This window comes from Halobacillus sp. KGW1 (genome assembly GCF_001592845.1).
Taxonomy (GTDB): Bacteria; Bacillota; Bacilli; order Bacillales; family Halobacillaceae; genus Halobacillus.
In genome coordinates, this window is the sequence record NZ_LSOC01000003.1 from 1 (window position 1) to 22,922 (window position 22,922).

At 46.8% G+C, this 22,922-nt stretch carries 23 protein-coding genes, 2 riboswitches and 1 other annotated feature; of the genes, 7 read left to right on the forward strand and 16 right to left on the reverse strand.

The window, feature by feature from the left end:
- Positions 1 to 289: 289 nt before the first annotated feature.
- The 3 genes from AXG56_RS08965 to leuS all read right to left on the reverse strand — a co-directional run bounded on the left by AXG56_RS08965 (position 290) and on the right by leuS (position 3,505).
- Entirely contained in the window at positions 290 to 637 is a 348-nt protein-coding gene (locus tag AXG56_RS08965) for a rhodanese-like domain-containing protein (RefSeq protein WP_062514141.1), read from the reverse strand.
- A gap of 19 nt (positions 638 to 656) precedes the next feature.
- Complete coding sequence (locus AXG56_RS08970; RefSeq protein WP_062514142.1) at positions 657 to 968, reverse strand: rhodanese-like domain-containing protein; 312 nt, start codon at positions 966 to 968, stop codon at positions 657 to 659.
- A gap of 122 nt (positions 969 to 1,090) precedes the next feature.
- Complete coding sequence (gene leuS, locus AXG56_RS08975) at positions 1,091 to 3,505, reverse strand: leucine--tRNA ligase (RefSeq protein WP_008637609.1); 2,415 nt, start codon at positions 3,503 to 3,505, stop codon at positions 1,091 to 1,093.
- A gap of 78 nt (positions 3,506 to 3,583) precedes the next feature.
- Positions 3,584 to 3,803 (reverse strand) — a binding site (T-box leader).
- Positions 3,804 to 3,918: 115 nt separating this feature from the next.
- On the opposite strand from leuS, the gene AXG56_RS19830 reads away from it, so the two are divergent.
- Positions 3,919 to 4,050, forward strand: a complete 132-nt coding sequence (locus tag AXG56_RS19830) for a hypothetical protein (RefSeq protein ID WP_255358524.1) — start codon at positions 3,919 to 3,921, stop codon at positions 4,048 to 4,050.
- A gap of 81 nt (positions 4,051 to 4,131) precedes the next feature.
- A complete protein-coding gene (locus tag AXG56_RS08980) occupies positions 4,132 to 4,704 on the forward strand; it encodes a class I SAM-dependent methyltransferase (protein ID WP_008637608.1) in 573 nt (190 codons plus the stop codon).
- Positions 4,705 to 4,725: 21 nt separating this feature from the next.
- On the opposite strand, the gene AXG56_RS08985 is transcribed toward AXG56_RS08980, so the two are convergent.
- Both AXG56_RS08985 and AXG56_RS08990 read right to left on the reverse strand, forming a co-directional pair.
- Positions 4,726 to 5,802, reverse strand: coding sequence for a tetraprenyl-beta-curcumene synthase family protein (locus tag AXG56_RS08985; protein WP_008637606.1), 1,077 nt, complete (start codon positions 5,800 to 5,802; stop codon positions 4,726 to 4,728).
- Between the two features lie 16 nt (positions 5,803 to 5,818).
- Positions 5,819 to 6,598 carry an alpha/beta hydrolase gene (locus tag AXG56_RS08990; protein ID WP_062514143.1) on the reverse strand — a complete coding sequence of 260 codons (780 nt, stop codon included), beginning with the start codon at positions 6,596 to 6,598 and terminating at the stop codon, positions 5,819 to 5,821.
- 60 nt (positions 6,599 to 6,658) lie between these two features.
- Here AXG56_RS08990 and AXG56_RS08995 point away from each other — a divergent pair, with 60 nt between their 5' ends.
- The gene (locus AXG56_RS08995; RefSeq protein ID WP_008637601.1) at positions 6,659 to 7,177 is read left to right on the forward strand and encodes a gamma carbonic anhydrase family protein; all 519 of its coding nucleotides are present in this window, start codon (positions 6,659 to 6,661) and stop codon (positions 7,175 to 7,177) included.
- Between the two features lie 37 nt (positions 7,178 to 7,214).
- Here AXG56_RS08995 and metK read toward each other — a convergent pair whose 3' ends face one another.
- Positions 7,215 to 8,411 carry a methionine adenosyltransferase gene (metK, locus tag AXG56_RS09000; protein ID WP_008637600.1) on the reverse strand — a complete coding sequence of 399 codons (1,197 nt, stop codon included), beginning with the start codon at positions 8,409 to 8,411 and terminating at the stop codon, positions 7,215 to 7,217.
- A gap of 214 nt (positions 8,412 to 8,625) precedes the next feature.
- Positions 8,626 to 8,740: riboswitch (SAM riboswitch) on the reverse strand.
- A gap of 317 nt (positions 8,741 to 9,057) precedes the next feature.
- On the opposite strand from metK, the gene pckA reads away from it, so the two are divergent.
- Entirely contained in the window at positions 9,058 to 10,647 is a 1,590-nt protein-coding gene (gene pckA / locus AXG56_RS09005; RefSeq protein ID WP_062514145.1) for a phosphoenolpyruvate carboxykinase (ATP), read from the forward strand.
- Between the two features lie 47 nt (positions 10,648 to 10,694).
- Here pckA and ytkD read toward each other — a convergent pair whose 3' ends face one another.
- The 8 genes from ytkD to AXG56_RS09045 all read right to left on the reverse strand — a co-directional run bounded on the left by ytkD (position 10,695) and on the right by AXG56_RS09045 (position 19,185).
- Positions 10,695 to 11,162, reverse strand: coding sequence for an RNA deprotection pyrophosphohydrolase (ytkD, locus tag AXG56_RS09010; RefSeq protein ID WP_008637598.1), 468 nt, complete (start codon positions 11,160 to 11,162; stop codon positions 10,695 to 10,697).
- Positions 11,163 to 11,359: 197 nt separating this feature from the next.
- The gene (locus AXG56_RS09015) at positions 11,360 to 11,671 is read right to left on the reverse strand and encodes a hypothetical protein (protein ID WP_008637597.1); all 312 of its coding nucleotides are present in this window, start codon (positions 11,669 to 11,671) and stop codon (positions 11,360 to 11,362) included.
- A 69-nt stretch (positions 11,672 to 11,740) separates the two neighbouring features.
- Positions 11,741 to 12,847, reverse strand: a complete 1,107-nt coding sequence (gene menC / locus AXG56_RS09020) for an o-succinylbenzoate synthase (protein ID WP_062514147.1) — start codon at positions 12,845 to 12,847, stop codon at positions 11,741 to 11,743.
- Complete coding sequence (locus tag AXG56_RS09025; protein WP_082794459.1) at positions 12,844 to 14,298, reverse strand: o-succinylbenzoate--CoA ligase; 1,455 nt, start codon at positions 14,296 to 14,298, stop codon at positions 12,844 to 12,846. The genes menC and AXG56_RS09025 overlap by 4 nt, the downstream gene beginning before the upstream one ends.
- 84 nt (positions 14,299 to 14,382) lie before the next feature.
- Positions 14,383 to 15,201, reverse strand: coding sequence for a 1,4-dihydroxy-2-naphthoyl-CoA synthase (gene menB / locus AXG56_RS09030; protein ID WP_008637591.1), 819 nt, complete (start codon positions 15,199 to 15,201; stop codon positions 14,383 to 14,385).
- Positions 15,202 to 15,259: 58 nt separating this feature from the next.
- Positions 15,260 to 16,057, reverse strand: coding sequence for a 2-succinyl-6-hydroxy-2,4-cyclohexadiene-1-carboxylate synthase (gene menH, locus AXG56_RS09035; protein ID WP_062514149.1), 798 nt, complete (start codon positions 16,055 to 16,057; stop codon positions 15,260 to 15,262).
- Complete coding sequence (gene menD, locus AXG56_RS09040; protein ID WP_062514151.1) at positions 16,057 to 17,793, reverse strand: 2-succinyl-5-enolpyruvyl-6-hydroxy-3-cyclohexene-1-carboxylic-acid synthase; 1,737 nt, start codon at positions 17,791 to 17,793, stop codon at positions 16,057 to 16,059. Before menD ends, menH begins: the two co-directional genes overlap by 1 nt.
- Positions 17,794 to 19,185 carry an isochorismate synthase MenF gene (locus AXG56_RS09045; RefSeq protein ID WP_026578288.1) on the reverse strand — a complete coding sequence of 464 codons (1,392 nt, stop codon included), beginning with the start codon at positions 19,183 to 19,185 and terminating at the stop codon, positions 17,794 to 17,796.
- Between the two features lie 221 nt (positions 19,186 to 19,406).
- Between AXG56_RS09045 and AXG56_RS09050 the strand changes: the two genes are divergently transcribed.
- The 3 genes from AXG56_RS09050 to AXG56_RS09060 all read left to right on the forward strand — a co-directional run bounded on the left by AXG56_RS09050 (position 19,407) and on the right by AXG56_RS09060 (position 21,291).
- On the forward strand, positions 19,407 to 20,351 hold the full coding sequence (locus tag AXG56_RS09050) for a 1,4-dihydroxy-2-naphthoate polyprenyltransferase (protein WP_008637583.1): 945 nt from the start codon (positions 19,407 to 19,409) through the stop codon (positions 20,349 to 20,351).
- A 132-nt stretch (positions 20,352 to 20,483) separates the two neighbouring features.
- Positions 20,484 to 20,879 carry a hotdog fold thioesterase gene (locus AXG56_RS09055; RefSeq protein WP_008637574.1) on the forward strand — a complete coding sequence of 132 codons (396 nt, stop codon included), beginning with the start codon at positions 20,484 to 20,486 and terminating at the stop codon, positions 20,877 to 20,879.
- A 34-nt stretch (positions 20,880 to 20,913) separates the two neighbouring features.
- The gene (locus AXG56_RS09060; protein WP_035388343.1) at positions 20,914 to 21,291 is read left to right on the forward strand and encodes a TraR/DksA C4-type zinc finger protein; all 378 of its coding nucleotides are present in this window, start codon (positions 20,914 to 20,916) and stop codon (positions 21,289 to 21,291) included.
- Between the two features lie 28 nt (positions 21,292 to 21,319).
- On the opposite strand, the gene AXG56_RS09065 is transcribed toward AXG56_RS09060, so the two are convergent.
- Both AXG56_RS09065 and AXG56_RS09070 read right to left on the reverse strand, forming a co-directional pair.
- Positions 21,320 to 21,913, reverse strand: a complete 594-nt coding sequence (locus tag AXG56_RS09065; protein WP_008637569.1) for an ECF transporter S component — start codon at positions 21,911 to 21,913, stop codon at positions 21,320 to 21,322.
- Positions 21,914 to 22,079: 166 nt separating this feature from the next.
- Positions 22,080 to 22,224: riboswitch (FMN riboswitch) on the reverse strand.
- Positions 22,225 to 22,431: 207 nt separating this feature from the next.
- Positions 22,432 to 22,725, reverse strand: coding sequence for a hypothetical protein (locus AXG56_RS09070; RefSeq protein WP_153017414.1), 294 nt, complete (start codon positions 22,723 to 22,725; stop codon positions 22,432 to 22,434).
- Positions 22,726 to 22,922: the final 197 nt, after the last annotated feature.

Genomic DNA, 22,922 nt, shown 5'->3' on the forward strand with positions numbered 1-22,922 from the left:
ATGTGCTTGTTTGAATTCCCTCTATATAATAGAAAGAATGTTTGACGTACTGGTTGGTTCGTTCAGTTTTCAAAGATCGATGTCTGCCGTATTCGACAGTAAACAAATTCTAGCATGTCCCCCGATGTTTCGTCAATAGGTTTGAAAGAAAATGTTTAAATATTCTTTAAATCTAGAATTTTGTTGCTGTTTAAATGAGCAACGTACTCAATACTACACTCCTCACAAAACAAAGTCAATAGTTTTTTTAAAAATATTAATCAACTCAACCGAAATAGAGAAAGGCCCACTAAAAAGTAGACCCTTCCTTAGAATTCACATAGTAAACATCCGTGTTTTTGTTCTTACGAATCATTTTCGCTGCAAGTTTCGCCGCTCTTTTATTATCCGTGACGACCAGAATATCATCCTGACAGTCAAAGCGACCTTTAAGTACACGGGGAAGATAACTGAGGGGGATGTTCTCAGCTCCGGGATATGGGGATCGATATGCACTGATATAATCCCTGATATCGATAATGCAGAATTCTAGTTCCGGATCACCGTGCTCCCGGTATGGTTTAACGATGGATCGCTTATAAACCTGATATCCGTACCATAAAAGTAAAAGCAGGACAAAACCATATAAAATTGTCATTAGCAGTTACCCTTTCCTGTTAAAAGACGATCTCTCCACTCCACTCCAACATGCCGCCTTTCATGTTCTTAACATTGGTGAATCCTTTCTCTTGCATGAATTCTGCTGCATTCATGCTGCGACGACCGGAGCGGCAGATCATTACGTATTCCTGATTCTTGGAAAGTCCATCAATTGCTTGCGGAATGTCACCCAACCGGATGTGCTTGGCATCAGGCACCATTCCTTCTGCGACTTCTTCGTCTTCCCGGACATCTATAGCGATAAAATCATCATTTCGTTTTTGCTTGTTTTCTAATTCTTCTGGAGTAATTTCTTCAATATGTTTCATTTATATTCCTCCTCATCGATAGGTTGCAGCTTTATTCTAAATCATCCCAATTCAAAGTCAAGATATCTGTTTTCAAAAGAAAAGATGCCCCGGGAAATTCCGGGACATCCATAAATCACACATTAATTCGCAACGATATTGACAAGCTTTCCAGGGACAGCAATTACTTTTCTAACCGTTTTCCCTTCCAGCCATTGTTGTACTTCTTCGTTCTCCAACGCCTCTTTCTCAAGCTCTTCTTTAGAAGCTTCCGGGTTTACCATCATTTTCGCACGGACTTTACCCATTACTTGAATAACAACCTCGACTTCGTCTTCTACCAGCTTGGATTCATCAAAATCCGGCCACGGTTGGTAGCTGATTGTTTCCGTGTGACCCAGTTTTTCCCACAGCTCTTCCGCCAAGTGTGGGGCGACAGGAGACAGAAGCTTCACAAAACCTTCCATATAACTCTTAGGCAGCACATCCGCTTTGTAGCTGTCGTTAATGTAGACCATCATTTGAGATATTCCTGTATTGAAGCGGAGCGCCTCAAAGTTTTCCGTCACTTTCATAACCGTCTCATGATAGGATTTCTCAAGAGCATCATTCGCGGCTCCTTCTTGAATGGCATCGGATAAGGACCCATCCTTCACATAAAGTCTCCAGACACGATCAAGGAAACGACGCGCTCCATCCAGACCATTTGCGGACCACGCAATGGAAGCTTCCAGTGGACCCATGAACATTTCATAAAGTCTCAACGTGTCTGCACCGTGAGAATAAACGATATCATCCGGATTGACGACATTTCCTTTTGATTTACTCATTTTCTCATTATTCTCGCCAAGGATCATTCCTTGGTTGAATAGTTTCTGGAACGGTTCTTTTGTAGGTACCACCCCTGCGTCGTAAAGGACTTTATGCCAGAAGCGGGCGTACAACAAGTGAAGAACCGCGTGTTCTGCCCCCCCGATATACACATCGACCGGAAGCCATTTCTTTAGGGCTTCATAGTCTGCGAAGCTCTCGCTGTTGTCCGGATCGATATAACGCAGGTAGTACCAGCAGCTGCCTGCCCACTGAGGCATGGTATTTGTTTCACGGCGCCCTTTCATACCTGTTTCCGGATCGACGACATTCACCCAGTCCTCAATATTCGCAAGAGGAGATTCTCCGGTTCCAGACGGTTTGATTTCTTTTGTTTTCGGAAGACGTACAGGAAGGTCTTCTTCTTTCGCAGGCGTGATGGATCCGTCTTCCCAGTGGATGACAGGGATCGGTTCTCCCCAGTAGCGCTGGCGGCTGAACAACCAGTCACGCAGACGATAAGTCGTCTGTTTCTTTCCTTTTCCGTTCTCTTCCAGCCATTGGATGGCTTTGGTCATTGCTGCTTCTTTATCAAGTCCGTCCAAGAAACCGGAGTTAATATGTGCTCCATCACCTGTATAAGCTTCTTCCTCAACGTCTCCACCTTCCAATACAGGGATGATGGATAAGTCGAACTTCTTGGCGAATTCATAGTCTCTCTCGTCATGTGCCGGAACGGCCATAATAGCGCCGCTGCCATAGCTCATCAATACGTAGTCCGCCACCCATATCGGAAGCTTTTCTCCGTTAATCGGATTTACGGCATACCCTCCGGTAAACACGCCGGACTTGTCCTTAGCTAAATCCGTACGCTCCAGGTCGCTTTTGTTCTTGGAAGTTTCTACATATTGATTCACTGCATCCTGTTGCTCAACAGTCACAACTTTCTGTACCAACGGGTGTTCTGGAGCAAGCACTGTATACGTTGCACCGAAGAGCGTATCGGGTCTTGTCGTGAATACGTTGAAGGACTCATCCGTTCCATCCACTTCAAAAGTGACTTCTGCTCCTTCTGACTTTCCGATCCAGTTCCTCTGCATATCTTTGATACTTTCCGGCCAATCCAGTTCTTCCAAGTCTTCCAACAGACGATCGGCATAGGCAGTAATCTTCAACATCCACTGTTTCATCGGACGTCGCTCGACAGGGTGTCCTCCCCGCTCACTCTTTCCATCAATGACTTCTTCATTCGCAAGGACCGTTCCAAGTGCCGGACACCAGTTGACAGCCACTTCGTCGATATAAGCGAGGCCCTTCTCATAAAGTTTCAGAAAAATCCATTGTGTCCATTTATAATAGTCAGGATCGGTCGTGTTTACTTCACGGTCCCAATCATAGGAAAAGCCAAGTTCCTGAATCTGTCGACGGAAGTTATCGATATTCTGCTTTGTAAACTCTTCTGGATCATTCCCTGTATCCAGAGCATACTGCTCTGCCGGAAGCCCGAAAGCATCCCAGCCGATTGGATGCAGCACTTCATACCCCTGCATTCGCTTCATCCGGGAAAGAATATCCGTTGCCGTGTATCCCTCCGGGTGCCCAACGTGCAGGCCAGCACCTGATGGATATGGGAACATATCCAAAGCGTAGAATTTTTCTTTCTGTGAGTTACTGTCTGTCTTGAACGTCTTGTTATCAAGCCAGTATTGCTGCCATTTCTTCTCGATTGTCTTATGATTAAAAGCCATTTTCCATTCCCTCCATGATCTCTGTCAGAGTAAAGCGGCCTTAAAGGCCTGTATAAATACAAAAAACCTCTCATCCCAATATGGGACGAGAGGTTTGATTCCCGCGGTACCACCCAAATTAACACGCAGACACGTGTTCATCTCGATCGCTGATAACGGTGCTTCCACCGGCAGAAACTACTCAGGTTCACTCCTGCAACATCCAAGGCGAGTTCGTGATGACCAAGGACGACTTCCAGCACCCGCCGCCTCTCTAAAACTTGGTAAATTCACTACTACTCCTTTTCCCAGTCTTTATACGTATATTCGTATCTTAATGAATGGCAGGTTCTTTGTCAAGCAGGCCTCCCCTTTCGACTGGACCCGCATCACATAAGGGTGTTAGGATAAGTGAAAATAAAGGAGGGATTAACATGAAGAAACTCATCAAAAAAGCAGTCGACTATGCAAAGAATAATCCCGAAAAAACAAAGCACTATGCAAAGAAGGCCTACGACACGATTCAAAAGAAGAAATCTAAAAGCAGAACAGAACGCCCCCGCTAGTATTGGCGGGGTTTCTCTTGCACACGGCCGGCTTCGTGCTACAATATACAGCGGACATTATTAACGGACGGAGGACTAGCAATGAACTTAGAAAGAATCATCCCTTATTCACACATGCTTATGAAGCAATTTATAGAAGAAGGGGATGTGGTCATAGACGGGACTTGCGGGAATGGTCATGATACCTTATTCCTCACTAACTTAGTCGGAGATACAGGGCATGTATATGGATTTGATATCCAGAAAGTGGCTGTGAAGAACACGACAGAACGCCTCAAAGAGGCAGGAAATGAGAACAGAGCGACAATCCTTCACGAATCCCACTCCCAAGTGAAAACTTCCATCAGCAGAGAGCACAAAAAACGTGTGCAGGCAGCCATTTATAACCTTGGCTACTTACCGGGAAGTGACAAAACGGTCATTACAAAACCGGAGGAAACATTAGCTTCCGTTCAAGAGACCTTGTCTATATTAAAACCCGGTGGATTATTAGTACTGGTGGTATACCACGGGCATGAAGGCGGAGAAGAAGAGAAAGACGCTCTCTTAGAATACCTCACCGCTCTCGATTCCAAAGAATACCACGTGCTCCATTACGGCTTCATCAATCAGAAACGTAAACCACCATTTATATTAGCTGTAGAAAAGCATTAATACAAAAAACAGCCTGGACGATTACAACTCACGTCCAGGCTTTAATTTGTGATACATTTTGGTATTCAGGTAAAAGAACGTCGCTTTCTTTCCACTCGTCTTCAAGAGTTCTTTAACAAAGCTCTTCGCATTGGCAATACGCCCGACTTTTCGATCGGCCAAATACATTCCAACAAGCCCTTCATGAACCATCTCATGGAAAGCGGCGTTTGGTAACCGTTGAATCTCTTCGTTCGTTCTCTCGACGAAATACTTGAACCTCGCCCGCATCTCCTCTTCGTGCTCATAATAGGAACAAAAATTCAAATCCCCTTCCTCTTCATCCTCCTCCTGATCAATATAGTAATCAAGGAGAATGTGAAGCCCCTGCATGAATGGGAAATAGCTTCTTGTCACCTGCTCTGCTAAAGAAGGGTCAATTCTTCCACCAAGAGTATAAGAGACAAGGCAGAAAATACCAAGGGTAGAGCCCGTACATGCCGAAAATTCATACCATTTCAGTTGCGGCCAGTCCTTCTGGTGATCTTCAAACCATTGCTGTAACCTTGGAATACGTTCCTCTTCCACCACATGTTTATGTACTTGAAGATCGCTGTAAAGGGAACCAAGATTCCGAGTATGCTCCAGGACTATGTCATAGCCTTCCGCATTCCGAAGTACGTCCTGACAAGTTTTCACAAGGAGATGGAGGTAACCGGCGTCGTCTGATTCCTCACGATATTTATAGTAGTCTTGTCTTTCATTCCCTGGCGTCAGCGCATCCGCCATCGCCTGATGGAGCATGCGGAAATCTTTCGGATCCATCGATGTACTTCTGTCACATAAGTTATCAAGATAATCACTAATGGTTTGATAGGCTACGATAAAACGAACCGCTTCGTCCCTTCTCTCCCCTGCAAGCACTGCATAAATCGACCCGCCTTCACAATGGAACGTTTTGCTTTCAATGCTGGCAAGTGCCTGTGTCCTTAATTCCGGATCTGGTATTTGACGCGCCCGATCAATCCAAACGTTCAATTCTCTATGAACGGAAGGAAAGATATTTTTGTACACGTGGTACATGAGATGCAGGGCGTTACTCGGTACATTTGCTTTCATATGTTTCCCTCCCTGTCTATTTCTTGAGTTGCTGTTGTAAAAACCAAAGTGTATAAAGGTACACATCTTCCCACTCCGGCTCATTGAATAGTTCATGGTATAATTCCGGCCATTCTTTGTATGTTTTTTCTTTAGCATCCACTATATGAAACCATTCTGCCGTTTTTTCCGCCACTACCAGTTCGTCACGTCCCGCCTGCAAGACAAGAAGAGGTACATCCGGAAACTGGTTGACGTCCCGGAAAGCCAGACGGGAAGCACGTTGAAACTCCCGGTACCAACGCACAGAGACTTTCTTAAGGACAAGTGGATCTTTACGAAACTGTTCGACTTTCACGGTATCCCTTGTAATCAATGAAGGGTCTTGGTTGGCATCCATACGTAAAGAGGGCGCTATGATATTCAATAGGTAGGACAACCATTCCACAGGCGCACTTACACTGCCTTTAATAGCCAATGCAGGAGACGAGAGGATGATACCATCCATTTTCTGTTGCAGCTGTTCCATTACCCGCACCGTTACAAGACCACCCATACTATGACCGAGCAGAAATATTTTTTTATCGGGATCCGCTTCCCCGATCCAGCCCTCTACTGTCTTTATGTACTCCTCAAAGGAATGGATATGACCTTTCCTTCCGGGTGAATTCCCCTGGCCAGGCAGATCGCCGTATATAACATCGAAACCATCTTTATGAAGCCGATCCGCCAACCGCTCATATCTTCCACCATGTTCAAATGCTCCGTGGACGATAATGATGGTGCCGTCTGATGCTGGAGATTGCTTTTTATTCACAGTCTATCCCCCGTTCCATCTGCTATACTATCCTTAACTAATATTATAAGGGGGTTTACTATGATTTGCGAATATAAAGGAAAGCGCCCGTCTATACACCCGACGGCTTACATCGCTGATGATGCCGTTATTACAGGAGATGTTTTTATCGATGAAGGAGCAAGCATCTGGTTTAAAACCGTCATCCGCGGGGATGTAGCTCCGGTACATATCGGCAGGAATACAAATGTACAGGATCTCAGTATGCTTCATCAAAGCCCGGGTCAACCACTCATCCTTGAAGATGGCGTGACGGTCGGTCATCAAGTGACCCTGCATTCCGCACACATTAAGAAAAACGCACTGATTGGTATGGGGTCCCTCATACTCGATGGAGCGATAATTGGAGAAGAAGCTTTCATCGGCGCTGGGAGCCTCGTCCCGCCGGGAAAAGTTATCCCTCCAAGGACGCTCGCTTTCGGCCGGCCCGCGAAAGTAGTTCGGGAACTGAACGAGCATGACTATCAAGAGTTGGAAAGGATAAGAACCACTTACATAGAGAAAGGAAACTATTATAAACAGCAGCAAGAAAAAGATTAAAAACAAAAAAGTACCCTTGCGGGTACTTTTTTTGTCCTTAATTAAAACGAGATTTTAATTGTTCTGCTTTGTCCGTACGCTCCCAAGGGAACTCAATATCCGTGCGGCCGAAATGACCATAAGCAGCCGTATCACGGTAGATAGGTCGACGCAGATCCAGCATCTTGATAATACCGGCAGGGCGCAGATCGAACAGATCACGCACAGCTTCTACCAGCTTCTCTTCCGATACTTTGCCAGTACCATTCGAGTTGATGGCAATGGAAACCGGCTGCGCTACACCTATTGCATACGCAAGCTGCACTTCCACAGCGTCTGCAAGTCCGGCAGCTACGATGTTCTTCGCAACATAGCGGGCTGCATAAGCAGCAGAGCGGTCCACTTTCGTCGCGTCTTTCCCGCTGAAAGCACCTCCGCCGTGACGGGCATATCCGCCATACGTATCCACAATGATTTTTCTTCCCGTCAAGCCGGCATCCCCTTGAGGACCGCCGATAACGAAACGACCTGTCGGATTGATGAAGTATTTCGTCTGCTCATCAATGAGCTCCGCCGGTACAACAGGACCGATCACATGGTCGCGCAGATCTTTCTTAATCTGCTCCAATGTAATTTCTTCCGCGTGCTGTGTAGAAATGACAATGGTATCTACGCGGACAGGTTTATCCAGCTCATCGTACTCGATGGTCACTTGTGTCTTCCCGTCCGGGCGCAGGTAATCCAGCGTGCCGTCTTTACGGACATCCGAAAGACGCTTGGACAGTTTATGTGCCAGTGAAATAGGAAGAGGCATTAGTTCTTTCGTTTCATTATTAGCAAAACCGAACATTAAGCCCTGATCTCCAGCTCCGATCGCTTCAATCTCATCGTCGCTCATCTTGCCCTCGCGGGATTCCAATGCTTCATCCACTCCGCCTGCAATATCAGGGGACTGCTCATCGATGGCAGTCAGAACGGCACACGTATCCGCATCGAAGCCGTATTTGGCTCGAGTATATCCAATATCTTTAATTGTTTGACGAACGATGGATGGGATGTCTACATAAGTATTTGTACTGATCTCTCCTGAGACGAGCACAAGTCCCGTGGTCACTGTTGTCTCACATGCAACCCGAGCATTCGGGTCATTTTTTAAAATTTCGTCTAAAATGGCATCAGAAATCTGGTCACATATTTTATCGGGGTGACCTTCTGTAACTGACTCTGATGTGAATAACCGGCGATTGGCAGGCATTCTGAAAAACTCCTCCTTCTGTAAGTACAAAGTATTAGACGGAACTCTTTACCAGTATGTGCAGAAACGAAAAACCGTTTCCTTCGTTCATGCTTCATCCACAACCATTAGAGCTTTATATAGGAATCTATACCGGATGACCTCCGGCTCGGATATTTCTCCATAAAAAGAAAAAACCCTTCCTAATGTCGAGGAAAGGGGCTGCTTCCTTTCGCTCTTATCGTCCAAGAAGGAATTCGTTCCTTCCTGCTTCAGGTTAGCACCATGCCATTCTCATGACGGTTGCTGGGTTTCAAAGGGCCTGTCCCTCCACCAACTCTGGATAAGAGAGTTTCCGTTCTTCGTTATCGTATCGAAAACCATGTAACATGTCAATCAGATTCCACCCGTCTCCCCGACCAGGTACGGTTTTTACGGATCCTTACAAAACCAAGGACCCGCCACCTTTTCTTTCCATTTATAAACGTTCACACCGGAAAAAACATAGGATAGAAATAAACCATCCGGATTTTAACAGGAAGCCAATATTTGTTCACAAAATATTGGAAACAATTTCACCAAATAGTATGGACTATAAAAATGAATGTGTTATACTAATTCCATCTTAAGGATGATTAAATTATTTGACAAAGGCGGGTCGACTTATATGAGTACCATTAACCAAATGTCTGAACTTAACCTATTACTAGCTCAAGAAAATGTCCATCACCAACTTTCCGTTCCGCACTTGGTGGAGAAGATCCTCTCTCGCAACGAAGGCACATTAACAGAAAAAGGTGCAATTCAAGCGACTACTGGTACTTACACCGGCAGATCACCAAAAGACAAATTCATCGTCAAAGACGACACGTCCGAACAAAAAGTGGATTGGGGTACGATCAATACGCCGATTGACGAGAGTACTTTCGTTCAGCTTTACCACAAAGTTCTTACGTATTTAAAGAAGCGGGAAGAACTCTTTGTTTTCAAAGGGTTTGCCGGCGCAGAAACACGGTATCGTCTTCCCATCCAGGTCGTGACAGAGTTTGCGTGGCACAATCTTTTCGCTAAACAGATGTTCATTCGTCCAAATACGGAAGAGGTGGCAGATCATGAAGCGGAATTCACGGTTATATCCGCTCCGACCTTCAAGGCTGATCCTGAAGTGGACGGGACAAATTCAGAAGCGTTCATCATGATTTCCTTTAAACACCGTATCGTCTTAATTGGCGGAACCGAGTATGCCGGGGAAATCAAAAAATCGATTTTCTCCGTCATGAACTATATTCTTCCGGAGAAAAACATCCTGCCGATGCACTGTTCAGCGAACGTTGGTAAAGAAGGCGATGTCGCTCTTTTCTTCGGGTTATCCGGAACGGGCAAGACCACCCTTTCTGCAGATCCTTCCCGCCGTTTGATCGGGGATGACGAGCATGCGTGGTCGAACTACGGCGTCTTCAATATTGAAGGCGGTTGCTACGCCAAGTGTATCAACCTTTCTAAAGAAAAGGAACCACAAATTTACGATGCGATTCATTTTGGATCGGTTCTGGAGAATGTCATACTAAGCGCAGACTCACATGAACCGGATTATGACGACACAAGTTTGACAGAAAACACTCGTGCGGCTTATCCGCTTGAACATATATCCAACACTGTACAGCCCAGTGTAGCTGGTCATCCAAATGCGATCATTTTCTTGACCGCTGATGCTACAGGCGTTCTCCCTCCGATCAGTAAGTTGACGAAGGAACAGGCAATGTACCACTTCCTGAGCGGATATACCAGCAAACTCGCAGGTACAGAAAGGGGAATTACAGAACCGCAGGCGACATTCTCCGCCTGCTTCGGCTCTCCATTCCTTCCCTTGACTCCATCCAAGTATGCAGAAATGCTTGGCGAGAAAATTGATCAATTCCAGACCGACGTCTATCTAGTGAATACAGGATGGTCCGGAGGGTCTTACGGGGAAGGACAGCGGATCAAGTTAAGCTACACAAGAGCTATGATTCACGCTGCGTTGGAAGGAGAATTAAGCTCAGCGGAGACGTATAAAGATCCTTTCTTCGGTTTACACGTTCCCACCCACTGCCCTGGTGTCCCTGATGAGGTATTGTCACCTCGTAAGACATGGACAGATAAAGAGGCCTACGACCTGAGCGCTAAAGCGCTTGCCGAAAAGTTCCATAAGAACTTTGAGAAATTCACTTATGCGAGCGAAGCAATCAGGAAAGCAGGACCTTCCTATCATAGCTGAACATCATAAAATATCCCCCACGTGGTCACGTGGGGGATATTTATTCTTCAGATATGACGCTGAATACGTTTCATGCATTCCGGAAGGACTTCATCCTTCATCATAAAGCTGAAGCGCTCATTCACTCTCATGTTCTTTGGGAGATGTCGGAATAAGACAGGGCCGTGTGTTTCAAAATAGTGTTCCTGATCGGCCAGTTCAGATATGACGGCATAATATACGTTCTTTATAACCGTGCCACCTTTACCATCCACATGGTATTGACCGATATACGTCAACTCTTTAATTCTCGCACCTGTCTCTTCCTGAACTTCCCGCACAGCTGCCTGATCTGCTGTTTCGCCCTCTTCGACTTTTCCTCCGGGAAATTCGAACCCTCGATCCTTATGTCTCGTCAAAAGCCATTGGTCCTTATAACGGCAAATGACCCAAACATGCTTCGGAGTTGCAGAGAACGGATGATCCTCAAATGATAGTCGAACAGGGTTCTGGTAAAAATCATAAAATGTTTTCATGTTTGCTCCACTGCCTTTAATCCTAGTTATACGTTCTTGATGGTACCTGTATAAATCGTACCATAAGGATGTATAAATACAAACCGGTGCGTTTCGATACTCTGCTGCTATTTGTATTATTCCTTTTGAAATACTCCTCTAAACAAAGGATTTCATACAAAAAAAGCCGCTCCAGTCTAACGGAGGGGCTTTTTCCATCAAAGATCCAACACGCCCATCTGGACGATGTGATCTTTCGTTTGATCATCACCTAGTTCATGAATGCGCTGGAAAGCCTTCTTCATGTCCACATCCGTCTCATCATTATCCTCATCTTTATGGTAAGGCATGAATGGGATATGCGCTCGATAGAAGGACCGATTGTCCGCATTATTGATTTCATCGAAAATTTCACGAAGGCCGATCACTTCTTCCTCTGTCGCGTAAATGATGAAATCATCGTTGTTCGCATCATGATTCAGGGAGATTTCCCTTGTCCCAATATTGATATAATACTTGTTTCTGTCCATCCTTCGCCCTCCTTATATTCTTATTGTGGTCGAAGAAGGACGAAGTTATTACGAAAATCCCCGGGGTGGTTAAGTTGCCTTAGCTTCATAAGAGTGATTAGTAACGAATTCAAGGTATTCCCTGTCGACGTCTATTCCAATTCCAGGGCCCTCCGGCACACGGATTTCTCCCCGATCCATGATAATTGGTGGTTGCACAATATCTCTTTCGAAATACCGTGTGGAGCTCGATAAATCACCCGGGATAGTGAAATTAGGAAGTGTTGCAAGCGCAAGGTTGTGTGCTTTGGATACACCGGATTCGACCATCCCCCCGCACCAAACAGGCACTCCCCGACGCTCGCAGAAATCATGGATTGCCTTTGCTTCGGTCAAGCCGCCCACCCTGCTTATTTTCACATTCACGATGCGGCAGGACTCGAGCTCTACACCCTGGACAGCATCATGAAAAGACATGATTGATTCATCGAGACACAAGGGTGTCCGCATTGTCGCCTGCAGTTCTTTATGATAAAAGAAGTCGGCGGGTTGGAACGGCTGCTCAATCATCATAAGACCATATTCATCCATCTCTTGAAGTCTGTGAAAGTCATCCGGTCCATATTGACCGTTGGCATCAATCATTACCGGAAGATCCGGCGCTATCTTTCTAAGTGCTTCAATTGTTTCTTTCTCGCAGCCTTTCCTCACCTTTAACTTGTATCGTTCGTACCCCTCCAGCTTCAGTGCCTCCACTTCTTCCCGAAGATTATCCGTCAGACTCAGCACAGCACCAGCCTTGACGCTTTCGCGAATGCCGCCGAGCAGTTTCTTAAGACTCTTATTTTCCTTCTTGCCGTAAAGATCCCACAAAGCTCCTTCAAGACCTGCTTTCGCCATTGGGTGGCCTTGAATGGGTCGGACACCTTCGGCGAAGGCTGCAGGTGTCTGCTCTTCCAATCCAAATAGAAGAGGTATCAGGAACTCTTTCAGTACGTGAAAAGCGGTAACGATCGTCTCTGATGTGTAAAAAGGAGACTCAAAGGCAGTGACCTCCCCGTAGCCGATTCTTCCTTCCGGATCTTCCGCTTCTACGATGAGAAGCTTCCTCCGATCGATGCTTGCCTGATGAGTGATGAAAGGCTTCTTTAACGGGAGCTCAATGGTGCGGATACGTACAGCTTCGACCTTCATCATACATTCCCTTCTTCCACTAAAGATAATAACTTTCGGCGAAGCAGTTTATTCGACGCGTTTCTGGGAAGTTCATCGACCCAGTAAAACTGTGCAGGTACTTTAAATTTCCCAAGACGCTCCAGACAATAATCCGTGATTTCTTTGTCTCCTGTCGCTTTATCACCAACAAGGAAAGCGACAGGAACTTCTCCCCACGTATCATCCCGTCGTCCTGTGACGCCGGCTTCTTTTATCCCGGGAATAGATGTTAGGACGCTTTCGATTTCCGCGGGGTACACATTCTCCCCACCTGATATAATGACGTCTTTCAAGCGGTCCACCACATAGAGAAACCCGTCATCATCCTTATAACCGAGATCCCCTGTCCGAAGGTATGTCTCTGCATTCCGGTCCCTATTATAGTAGCCTTTGGAAACCATCGGGCCCTTTACCAGTATCTCCCCCACTTCACCATTCTGGTGCGAATCTATGACCAGATCGGCCATACTCAGGGCTTTCCCGGCAGAACCCATTTTTGCAAGGGCGGATTTCGGACTTAGCGTAGCGATTTGTGAGGAGGTTTCCGTCATTCCATACGTTTGAAAAACTGGAATGTACCGATCTTCTGACTTTCGAAGTATGCTCTCCGGTACAGGACCACCGCCAAGGAGCATACAGCGGAAGCTGGACGGATAGCGGGACTCTCCCATTTCTTCCAACAGCCGCTGCAGCATGACAGTAACGACCGACGCGTGAGTAACGCCGTCTTCTTTGATAGCCCGATTCACGACAGATGCATCGAATTTCTTCAACAAATAAACCGGCATTCCGTAAATAACACTTTTCATAAGAAGAGAGAAGCCGCCTACATGGAAGAACGGAAGACAGGTCAGCCATTTATCATCTGAATGGAGTCCAAGATTCAATGAAGACGCAACAGCACTGTACCAGTGATTTCCGTATGTGTGTATAACCGCCTTCGGGCGCCCTGTAGTCCCGGATGTGTACATCATTGTGTACACGTCTTCGAAGTTCAAATCTCCCTTCAAACCTGACGTCGTCTGCGCTACCGGCAGCGAACCCAAACGGTGTACGATAATATCAAGACCTTGAACAGACGTCCGGGCTGTCTGTTCAAACTCTTCACCGATGAAGAAGTGATTAATATGTGCATCTTCCAGTTGGTAACGGATTTCTGGAGCAGTCAGTCTTGTATTTATTAACACAACAACTGCACCGATATAGCTGATTGCATGGATAAAGACAGGATACTGCAGATCATTAGTGCGAAGGAACGCCACATGGTCTCCATCTTTCACCCCTGCCGCTTTCATACGGAAAGCCATGCTTCTGCTTCGTTCTCTCAATTCCTGAAACGTCAAGCCTTCTCCGTTTGGTGTTTCAAAAGCGTTCCCATCTGGATTAAGTTCTGCTTGTTTATCTAACCAGTGAGGTATGATCGTCGTCATCATTACTTCGCTCCATCCTTTTTAAAACTGAAAAAAGGGGCTCCCCGATACAACGGGACGCCCCTTTCTTTACCATATGGTTGATGATCAAGGGAAACGAGGGAACTGATCGAAATCAGGTTTTCTCTTCTCCTTGAAGGCATCGCGGCCTTCCTTCGCTTCCTCTGTCGTGTAATACAACAGGGTAGCGTCTCCGCCCATTTGCTGCAGACCTGCCAATCCATCTGTATCTGCATTGAAAGAAGCTTTCAAGAAACGAAGAGCCGTCGGTGATTTCTCAAGGATTTCACGGCACCATTGTACCGTTTCAGCTTCAAGATCCTCTAATGGAACCACTGTATTCACCAGTCCCATATCTTCCGCTTCCTTGGCACTGTATTGACGGCAAAGGAACCAAATTTCACGCGCTTTCTTGTGGCCTACCATACGCGCAAGCAGACCTGCACCATATCCAGCATCGAAACTTCCAACCTTTGGACCTGTTTGTCCGAAAATCGCATTGTCCGCTGCGATTGTAAGGTCACAGACAACGTGAAGCACATGTCCACCGCCGATAGCATAACCGGAAACCATTGCGATTACCGGCTTAGGAATGACGCGGATCAAACGTTGGAGATCAAGGACGTTCAGGCGTGGAATCTGATCATCCCCTACATAGCCGCCGTGACCGCGGACTTTCTGGTCTCCACCTGCACAGAATGCATCGTCTCCAGCACCTGCAAGGACGATAACTCCGACACGGGAATTGTCACGTGCACGTGAGAATGCATCAATCAATTCGTTAACCGTTTGAGGACGAAACGCATTTCGCACTTCCGGACGGTTGATCGTGATTTTAGCAATTCCGTCTAGTGTTTCATACATGATATCTTCGTATTCGCGCTCTTGAATCCATTCAAAAGACATAACTTATTCCTCCTTAAAAGTACACTTTCCGTTCATGAAAAACGGTTTCATTACTCACTCATTTTATCATGAAGCCATCTACAATTTTAGCAAAAATTTTTGGTTTCTCAAGGTGTATTGCATGTCCAGCCTTTTCCACCACTATGTAGGATGCTTCAGGAATACGCTTTTCCATCCTATCATTTATTCGACAAAACTTCTCGTCAAGCGCTCCAACGACAAGCTGCACATCCATCTGAAGGTCCGACATACGCTCCCACCAGGAAGGTTGATGACCGGTTCCCATACCAAGTAAAGATTCCCGGAGCCCCCCCGGATCCTGAGCAAGACGTTCTTCGCGTATCGCCGTCTTCGCCTGTTGAGAAAGACGGTTCTGGGTACGGAACAAAGGGATGTTCTCCCAATAAGATACGAATGCATCTATTCCTTTATCCCGTATCATTTCCGCCAACGTTTTATCCTTTGCCTGTCTCGCCAGCTGCTCTTCCGTCGTTTCAAGCCCGGGTGAAGCACTCTCCAGCAGAAGTTTCTCTACCCGTTCTGGATAAAGGGCTGCAAAAGACAACGCAGCCCTCCCTCCGAGCGAATATCCGAGAACAGCCGCTCTCTCCAGCTCCAGTGCGTCGAACAAAGCGTCAAGGTCCCGGCAGAATTGCTCCATCGTGACCACTCCGAGCGGACCGGTCCGGCCATGCCCCGGCAGATCCACCTTGATTAACCGGTAGTCTCCGTCCAAAGAAGCACACGTTTCATCAAACGTTCGTGTACTACCCGTGAATCCGTGCAGCATAACCAGAGGAAAGCCTGTTCCGCTATCTTCCACCCAATAGGACCGTCTGTTAATGGTGTATCTCATCACTTGCTCCCCCCGGATAAGATGGAGGCTTCGACTTTCGCCCACTTCTCTTTATGGAAATCAACGTGGGTGCTTCTGTCCGTTCGCACTTCAATAACGGATAAACCCTCCTTCTTGTAGCTTTCGGCAAGTGCATGACGATAGGAATCCCATGTTTCCACAACGTGATGTCTACCATCGTACAAAGCAGTGACCGCCGAAAGATCAAGCCCCAATGGAGTACCGAACAACTCCTCGAAGTGATCCTGTTGTTTGGACTGAGGCAGATAGGAAAAAATTCCTCCTCCATCGTTGTTGATCACAACAATCGTAAGAGGGAGTTTTTTGTGTTTAACGAGCCAAAGACCGTTCATATCATGAAAGAAGGAGACGTCCCCAATCAGAAGCGTCGTTCTCTCCCCTGATACGGTCGTGCCGGCAGCCGCAGAAATGACACCATCAATGCCGTTCGCACCTCTGTTAGCCATCATCCTTACCTGCTTTGGCGTGGACATAAAGAAGCTGTCTACGTCTCTGATCGGCATGCTGTTTCCGATAAAAAGATTAGACTGGTTCGGAATGGAATCCGCCAGATAAACGACGGCATGGCCTTCGTTGAGACTTTCATCCTCCTGAGCAAGCATTTCGGCTTTCGCCCTATTATTCATTTCCTGCCAGCGGGAGAGCCATTCCGTTTCGACATTATCCTCCGGAAGATGATTCGCCAACTGCTCACAAAACATCACAGGATCCGCCCAAATGTAATGAGCATCGATGCCGGCAGGCTCCCGATGACTCGGATGTTCATCTGCAACGAAATGATCTACCTGCTCCCCGAATTTCTGAACCCATTTCAAGTATGCCTTGGATACCGGCATGGCTCCGAATCTTAGAATATAGCCGGGAATGACCTCTTCCCCGACAGCTTCCGATTTCAGGAGACTATCATAGTTCTCCATAATATTTCTTTTGTCATGCGTTCCGGCACGGAGTTGTGAGAGCGGATCTGCCAATACCGGCACACCAAGTCGGGATGCAAGTCGCGTCACAGCCTCAGCCAGGTCAGGGTCCATCTGTGGGCCCACTACAATCAGACCACAGTCTTTCTCCGCAAACGTCTGCAAATATTGGGAGACCACCGAGGCATCCAGCATTCTCTTTCCATAAGAAGCTCGGGGAACCGTCACGCCCTCTTCCCGCCAGCAGCCTTCCAGATGAAAATCAGGGATAAGCGGCTCTCGGAACGGAAAATTCAAATGGACAGGACCCATATGGCCGTTCTTCGCTTCCTCGACCGCCCTGGAAGCCTGACGTCTGGCGTATATATGGTTTCCCGGCTCTGGTAGAGCAAGGTCCTGATACCATTTCACGTAGTTACCAAACATCTGAATTTGATTGATGGCCTGTGGTGCACCGACCCCCCTCAATTCATGCGGCCGATCAGCTGTAAGAATCAGAAGCGGGACACGGCTATAATAGGCTTCCACGATAGCAGGATAATAATTTGCCGCAGCCGTCCCGGAGGTACAAACAACCGCCACCGGTTTCTGTTCTCGTTTCGCTATTCCGAGCGCAAAAAAAGCTGCCGAGCGTTCATCAAGATGGACCCAGTGTTCCATCTCAGAATGCTCAGCAAACGTCATTGCAAGCGGTGTGGATCGTGATCCTGGAGAAATGACTACATGCTCCACCCCCGAAGAAGCAAGCTGATCCACAAAATGTGTTACATATTTAGATAACGATTCTACATGTCCCAATTATGACCCTCCCAAAACAGACAACATCGGCTTCAACTTCACAGCGGTCTCTTCGTATTCCGCCTGAGGGTCCGAGTCGGCAACGACCCCGCATCCTGCGAATAAAGAAGCCATCCTCTTCTGAATTAAAGCAGACCGGATCGCTACAGCAAATTCCCCATTATCCATCGCATCGAACCAGCCGACCGGTCCGGCATACCATCCTCTGTTGAGCGTTTCCTTCTCACGGATGTAAGCAACGGATTCCTTCTGGGGCATTCCACCGAGTGCCGGAGTCGGATGAAGCTTCTCCACCACATTCAAAAGCGTATATCCCTCATCCAAAATGGCATTAACCGGTGTGTACAGATGTTGAAGGTTTCTAAGCGGATACAGCACCGGCGCCTCCGGAATCTGTACGTCACTGCTGCAGGCTTCGACAGCTTGTCTGATCATTTCCACGACAAATTGATGCTCCTGCCGGTTTTTAGGATCGTTCAGCAGTTCTTCTCCCAGCGCCAAATCCGCTTCCGGCGTAGCTCCACGTGGAATGGTACCGGCAAGACAAGTGGAAACGAGTCTGCGCTCGTCAACTTTAACCAACCTCTCCGGCGTTGCGCCCACAAAATAATCTCCTTCACTCTCGAAGGCGAAAATGTAGCTGTTCGGCTGGGATTCCGCAAGTGCACGCAGCACGGAAGAAACGGACACATCCTCCTTGAAGGAGAGGCGAAGTTCTCTCGCCAGGACAATCTTTTCGAGGAGACCAGCTTTGATATCCTCTGTAGCTCGTCTGATCGTCTCTTTCCATTCGTGCGGAGCAACTTCTACAGCCGTCTCAATTTCCGGCACCTTATAAGTACCGGGCAGCCCATTCAATAACTGCTCCTTCTGATCAGCTATCTGTGCGGCGATCTGTTGGGCGTGATCCTCCGGAAAGAGGAGAGCATTTGAAGTCAAATACGACTTCCCGCCGACGTTGGTCAACAAGAAGGATGGAATGGACAGCTGGCTGTCCTTAAAGTTATCCCAAGGTTTTCCTTCCGGCTCTTCCGGGTCGAAACGGAAACCACCCAGCGCAACCATTCCCGTGCCCTTCTCCCCGAACGAATCGTGCACGACGGCGTTTTCCTTCAAGTCGTTCCATAGAGACTGTACTTCTTTGAAACGATCGTTTCCCTCTGCAAAAAGTTGGCTGGCTTTCCCAATGCCCACCATTGTGAAGTCTCCCTCCGCGCTCTGCCAGAACGAGCGGTGGGAATCCACCGTAAGACCAGCTTCAAAAAAACGATACGGCTCTTGATCATCTATGTGTTCAACGAAACTGATAAAAATAGGTTCCCCAAGATGATGTGCTCTCTGAAGGGCTTCCCCGATAACTTCTTCAATATGAGGTGCCTTCGTATGAAGCATAAAAATTCCTCCCATTCTTTAAGGGACGTTCCAGTATACTTGCGACACAAATTATTTAAGATCTGTGTGCATCATTCTCTATTTTATTCTCTTTTTTCCCTTGACTCAAGAATTCTTCACTCAAGGAAACATTTTCTTACATTGATTGACACTAAAGGCCTGTTTCCCTAAACTTAAATTGTTATCATAAAATCAATTTGGATACAAGGGAGAGGACATCCATGAGTTCAGTACAAAATCAAAATGTAAAAACTTCCTTGAATGAACGTGACGGATTCCAAGTTTGGTGGAGGCTCTTACGCCCCCACACGTTGACGGCAGCTTTCGTTCCTGTCTTTGTCGGGACGATGTTCGCTGCTCTGGAACAATCGATCAATTTCTGGTTATTTGCCGCAATGTTGCTCGCATCCATCCTCATTCAAGCTGCTACGAATATGTTCAATGAGTATTATGATTATGTTCGCGGTTTAGATAACGAAAATTCTGTGGGCATAGGAGGAACCATTGTAAGGGACGGCATTAGTCCAAGGACGGTTCTTACTCTTGCTTTCACTTTCTATGCGGTCGCTGCGATATTAGGGGTGTATATTTGTGCCTCATCGAGCTGGTGGATCGCCGTTATCGGTCTCGTTTCCATGCTTTTCGGTTACCTTTATACAGGCGGTCCCTATCCGATCGCCTACAGTCCATTCGGAGAAATCACGGCAGGCTTTTTCATGGGCACGGTCATCATCGGAATCAGTTACTTCATACAGACGGCTGCGGTGACTTGGGACGTCGTAATCGTGTCCATTCCGGTTGCTATTTTTGTTGGATCTATTCTGCTTACCAACAACATCCGCGACCGTGTCGGTGATGCGAAGAACGGACGAAGAACACTGGCTATTCTGTTCGGCCATCAAGGTTCGATCCGATTCCTGACGGCCCTGTTCTTTATTGCCTACGCCCTTACCGTCGTGCTTATCTTCGCAGGTCTTCTGCCGCTGTGGTCCTTTATCACTTTCCTTAGTTTGATTAAAGGCCGGCAAGCCATACAGGGATTTGTAGGAAAGAGCGAGCCTCTCGAGATGATGCCGGGCATGGTTGCTACAGCCAAAACGAATACGATATATGGATTCCTGCTCGGACTGTCCATGCTTCTACAAATTTATATCCCGATCGGATGATTATGAAAAGTTTGAATGTGCCATGCATTACGTTCGCTGCACATTCCAGGAAAAGGATGGACCGCCTCCATCCTTTTTTCTATAGGTTTGAGCGTTTGGATAATGGGAATAATACACAAAGGACGGGATGTTATGAATAAAGAAATGATGAAGAATACATTGATGGAAACGCTTGGAATGGAAGTCGTGAAGGCTTCGAAAGAGGAAGTTATCATGACGATGCCTGCAGACAGCCGTACCCACCAACCAATGGGTTTCCTTCATGGAGGAGCCAATGTTGCTCTTGCGGAAAGCGCAGCAAGTATTGGAGCGTTTCTGAACGTCGATCCGGAAAAGCAGCAAGTATTCGGCCTTGAAATCAATGCAAATCATATGAAGAGTATCCGGAGCGGCTTCGTCACCGCCCGTGCAACCCCTGCCCATATCGGCAGGACCACGATGGTTTGGGAAATCAAAATGGAAAACGAACAAGGGGATACTGTCTGCCTGTCCCGATGCACGATCGGTGTCGTCCCGGCGAAGAAATAACTCGCTTTCATTTACAGGGAGGAGAGAATAGATCATGACAGAAGAAAAGAAACAGGAACTCAAGCAGCGATTGCTCGAAATGAAAGAAGAAGCGGAACAACAAATGGAAGAATATAAAAATGACCGTACGAAAGAGGACTATCCAAATGACAGTACCGGGGAGATTTCAAGCGTAGCCGATCATCCCGGCGACCTAGGAACGGATCAGTTTGAACGGTCTAAAGAGCAGACATTTTACGAGCAGGCAAGAGAAAAGCTGATGGATGCTGAGGATGCCTTGCAGCGGATGGAAGAAGGCACGTATGGGAAGAGTGAAAAATCCGGCAAGCCGATTCCTGAAGAGCGACTCGAAGTCATGCCTGCCGCACGCTACACCATTGAAGAACAGGAAGAAATGGAAAAAGAAAAATAAAAGAGCGCCCCTTCGGGCGCTCTTTTTCTTATGCTGCGGAGGATTGTATCCGTTTCTGCTCCAGCCAAGGTTTCAGCTTAATGAACAGCGGAACGAACAAAGCTCCGATAATGATTCCTTTCAAGGCATTGAACGGCAGAATACCTGCAAGAACGGTCGCCCATTTTACCTGAGCAGACATCGTCTCCCAACCCATGAACCAGCTGTAAGCAGGCAGGACGAGGAAATAATTCAATACGCTCATTCCAAGCGCCATAATTACGGCGCTGAACACCAAGCCGGAAACTAACGATTTCGTGGTCTTGAATTTATGGTAGATCATCGCGACAGGTGCAACGAACAAGACACCGGCGGCAAAGTTTGCTACGACGCCGACGGGATCTCCGGCACCGGTATAAATGAGATAAAGTAAATTCTTCAGCCCCTCCACTATTATACCTGCGGCAGGCGTAAACAGTATGCCTGCAATCAACGCAGGAACATCACTGAAATCCACCTTTAAATAAGGCGGCAGGAACGGCAAAGGAAAATTTAAAAACATGAGTACCATCGAAATACTTCCGAATAAAGCTAAAATGACTAACTTGAGCAACTTGGATGATTGACCTGTATAAGGATTCATCATCGATCTCCCCCTTCATCTTGTCGTCGGTTCACATCCCAGATGAAGGTTGAACGGTACTTCCGTGTGTCCAATAAAAAACCCCTAAGCGCTATATGCTTAAGGGAGTACAGATTGTCCACAGGAAATAGAGGGCAGGTTCAAAAAAACCTCTCCTCATTCCGCTCGACATCTTCTCCCATCCAGACTTTAACTGTCGGTTCTGGACTCTCACCAGATCAGCCGCAGGAAGAACCTGCGGGTCACGGACTCTAGGTATCTATGCACCTAATACCGTCGGTCGGGAATTACACCCTGCCCCGAAGATGGAACCGATATGATATTGTATCCTCATTGTAGTCAAAATGTGATGATATCGCAAGTTAGAAGTTCTGCTTCTGATTAATTTCGACGAATCCCGGACTAAGTCCGGTTCCTCTCTCCGCTCTGCCTGCTTTCATCCTATTCTTCTCGCTTTCCTTATAATTCTATTAAAGAAGAAATGCATGAAGAGAATAATCATGAAATAGATCCCGACGTTAACAAAGAAAGGAAGGAAGGACATTCAAGTTTGTAATTCTCTCCATCTCCAGTCCGAATTTATAAGGGAACGGCGGCGAGAGCTTCGATGGATTCTGCGTAACGAAATGAAAGGGAAACCCCAATTCCATCCCACATTCCCTTGCATGCTCCAAATACGTTCTATACTGCTGTTCATCTTCTACATATACTCCACTAAAATCTGCACTTATTAAGGTAAGCAATACAGCTGGAATGAATGTAAAGAAATATTTCATAGTTACCACCAATTTTCCCATCCGAAATTTGCTCAAGGCAACGCATCCTTCTTGCAGACCTGACGCTTTACTGCGCGTAATCATTAAGAGTTTCAGCCAATCCATTTCCAAGCACACCCATATAAAGGTAACATTTTCCTAATAAAAAAAGGAAGAGAAGGCACAAAAAAAAAACGAGCCTGGATGATTCGCTCCATCCGACCCGTAACGTGAGAGCGCCCTACGATAGATCT

Bases quoted from the DNA above. Each gene is read 5' to 3' on its own strand.
- AXG56_RS08965 (WP_062514141.1), bottom strand. From the start codon at position 637: ATGACAATTTTATATGGTTTTGTCCTGCTTTTACTTTTATGGTACGGA.
- AXG56_RS08970 (WP_062514142.1), bottom strand. From the start codon at position 968: ATGAAACATATTGAAGAAATTACTCCAGAAGAATTAGAAAACAAGCAA.
- leuS (WP_008637609.1), bottom strand. From the start codon at position 3,505: ATGGCTTTTAATCATAAGACAATCGAGAAGAAATGGCAGCAATACTGG.
- AXG56_RS19830 (WP_255358524.1), top strand. From the start codon at position 3,919: ATGAAGAAACTCATCAAAAAAGCAGTCGACTATGCAAAGAATAATCCC.
- AXG56_RS08980 (WP_008637608.1), top strand. From the start codon at position 4,132: ATGAACTTAGAAAGAATCATCCCTTATTCACACATGCTTATGAAGCAA.
- AXG56_RS08985 (WP_008637606.1), bottom strand. From the start codon at position 5,802: ATGAAAGCAAATGTACCGAGTAACGCCCTGCATCTCATGTACCACGTG.
- AXG56_RS08995 (WP_008637601.1), top strand. From the start codon at position 6,659: ATGATTTGCGAATATAAAGGAAAGCGCCCGTCTATACACCCGACGGCT.
- metK (WP_008637600.1), bottom strand. From the start codon at position 8,411: ATGCCTGCCAATCGCCGGTTATTCACATCAGAGTCAGTTACAGAAGGT.
- pckA (WP_062514145.1), top strand. From the start codon at position 9,058: ATGAGTACCATTAACCAAATGTCTGAACTTAACCTATTACTAGCTCAA.
- ytkD (WP_008637598.1), bottom strand. From the start codon at position 11,162: ATGAAAACATTTTATGATTTTTACCAGAACCCTGTTCGACTATCATTT.
- AXG56_RS09015 (WP_008637597.1), bottom strand. From the start codon at position 11,671: ATGGACAGAAACAAGTATTATATCAATATTGGGACAAGGGAAATCTCC.
- menC (WP_062514147.1), bottom strand. From the start codon at position 12,847: ATGATGAAGGTCGAAGCTGTACGTATCCGCACCATTGAGCTCCCGTTA.
- AXG56_RS09025 (WP_082794459.1), bottom strand. From the start codon at position 14,298: ATGATGACGACGATCATACCTCACTGGTTAGATAAACAAGCAGAACTT.
- menB (WP_008637591.1), bottom strand. From the start codon at position 15,201: ATGTCTTTTGAATGGATTCAAGAGCGCGAATACGAAGATATCATGTAT.
- menH (WP_062514149.1), bottom strand. From the start codon at position 16,057: ATGAGATACACCATTAACAGACGGTCCTATTGGGTGGAAGATAGCGGA.
- AXG56_RS09045 (WP_026578288.1), bottom strand. From the start codon at position 19,185: ATGCTTCATACGAAGGCACCTCATATTGAAGAAGTTATCGGGGAAGCC.
- AXG56_RS09050 (WP_008637583.1), top strand. From the start codon at position 19,407: ATGAGTTCAGTACAAAATCAAAATGTAAAAACTTCCTTGAATGAACGT.
- AXG56_RS09055 (WP_008637574.1), top strand. From the start codon at position 20,484: ATGAATAAAGAAATGATGAAGAATACATTGATGGAAACGCTTGGAATG.
- AXG56_RS09060 (WP_035388343.1), top strand. From the start codon at position 20,914: ATGACAGAAGAAAAGAAACAGGAACTCAAGCAGCGATTGCTCGAAATG.
- AXG56_RS09065 (WP_008637569.1), bottom strand. From the start codon at position 21,913: ATGAATCCTTATACAGGTCAATCATCCAAGTTGCTCAAGTTAGTCATT.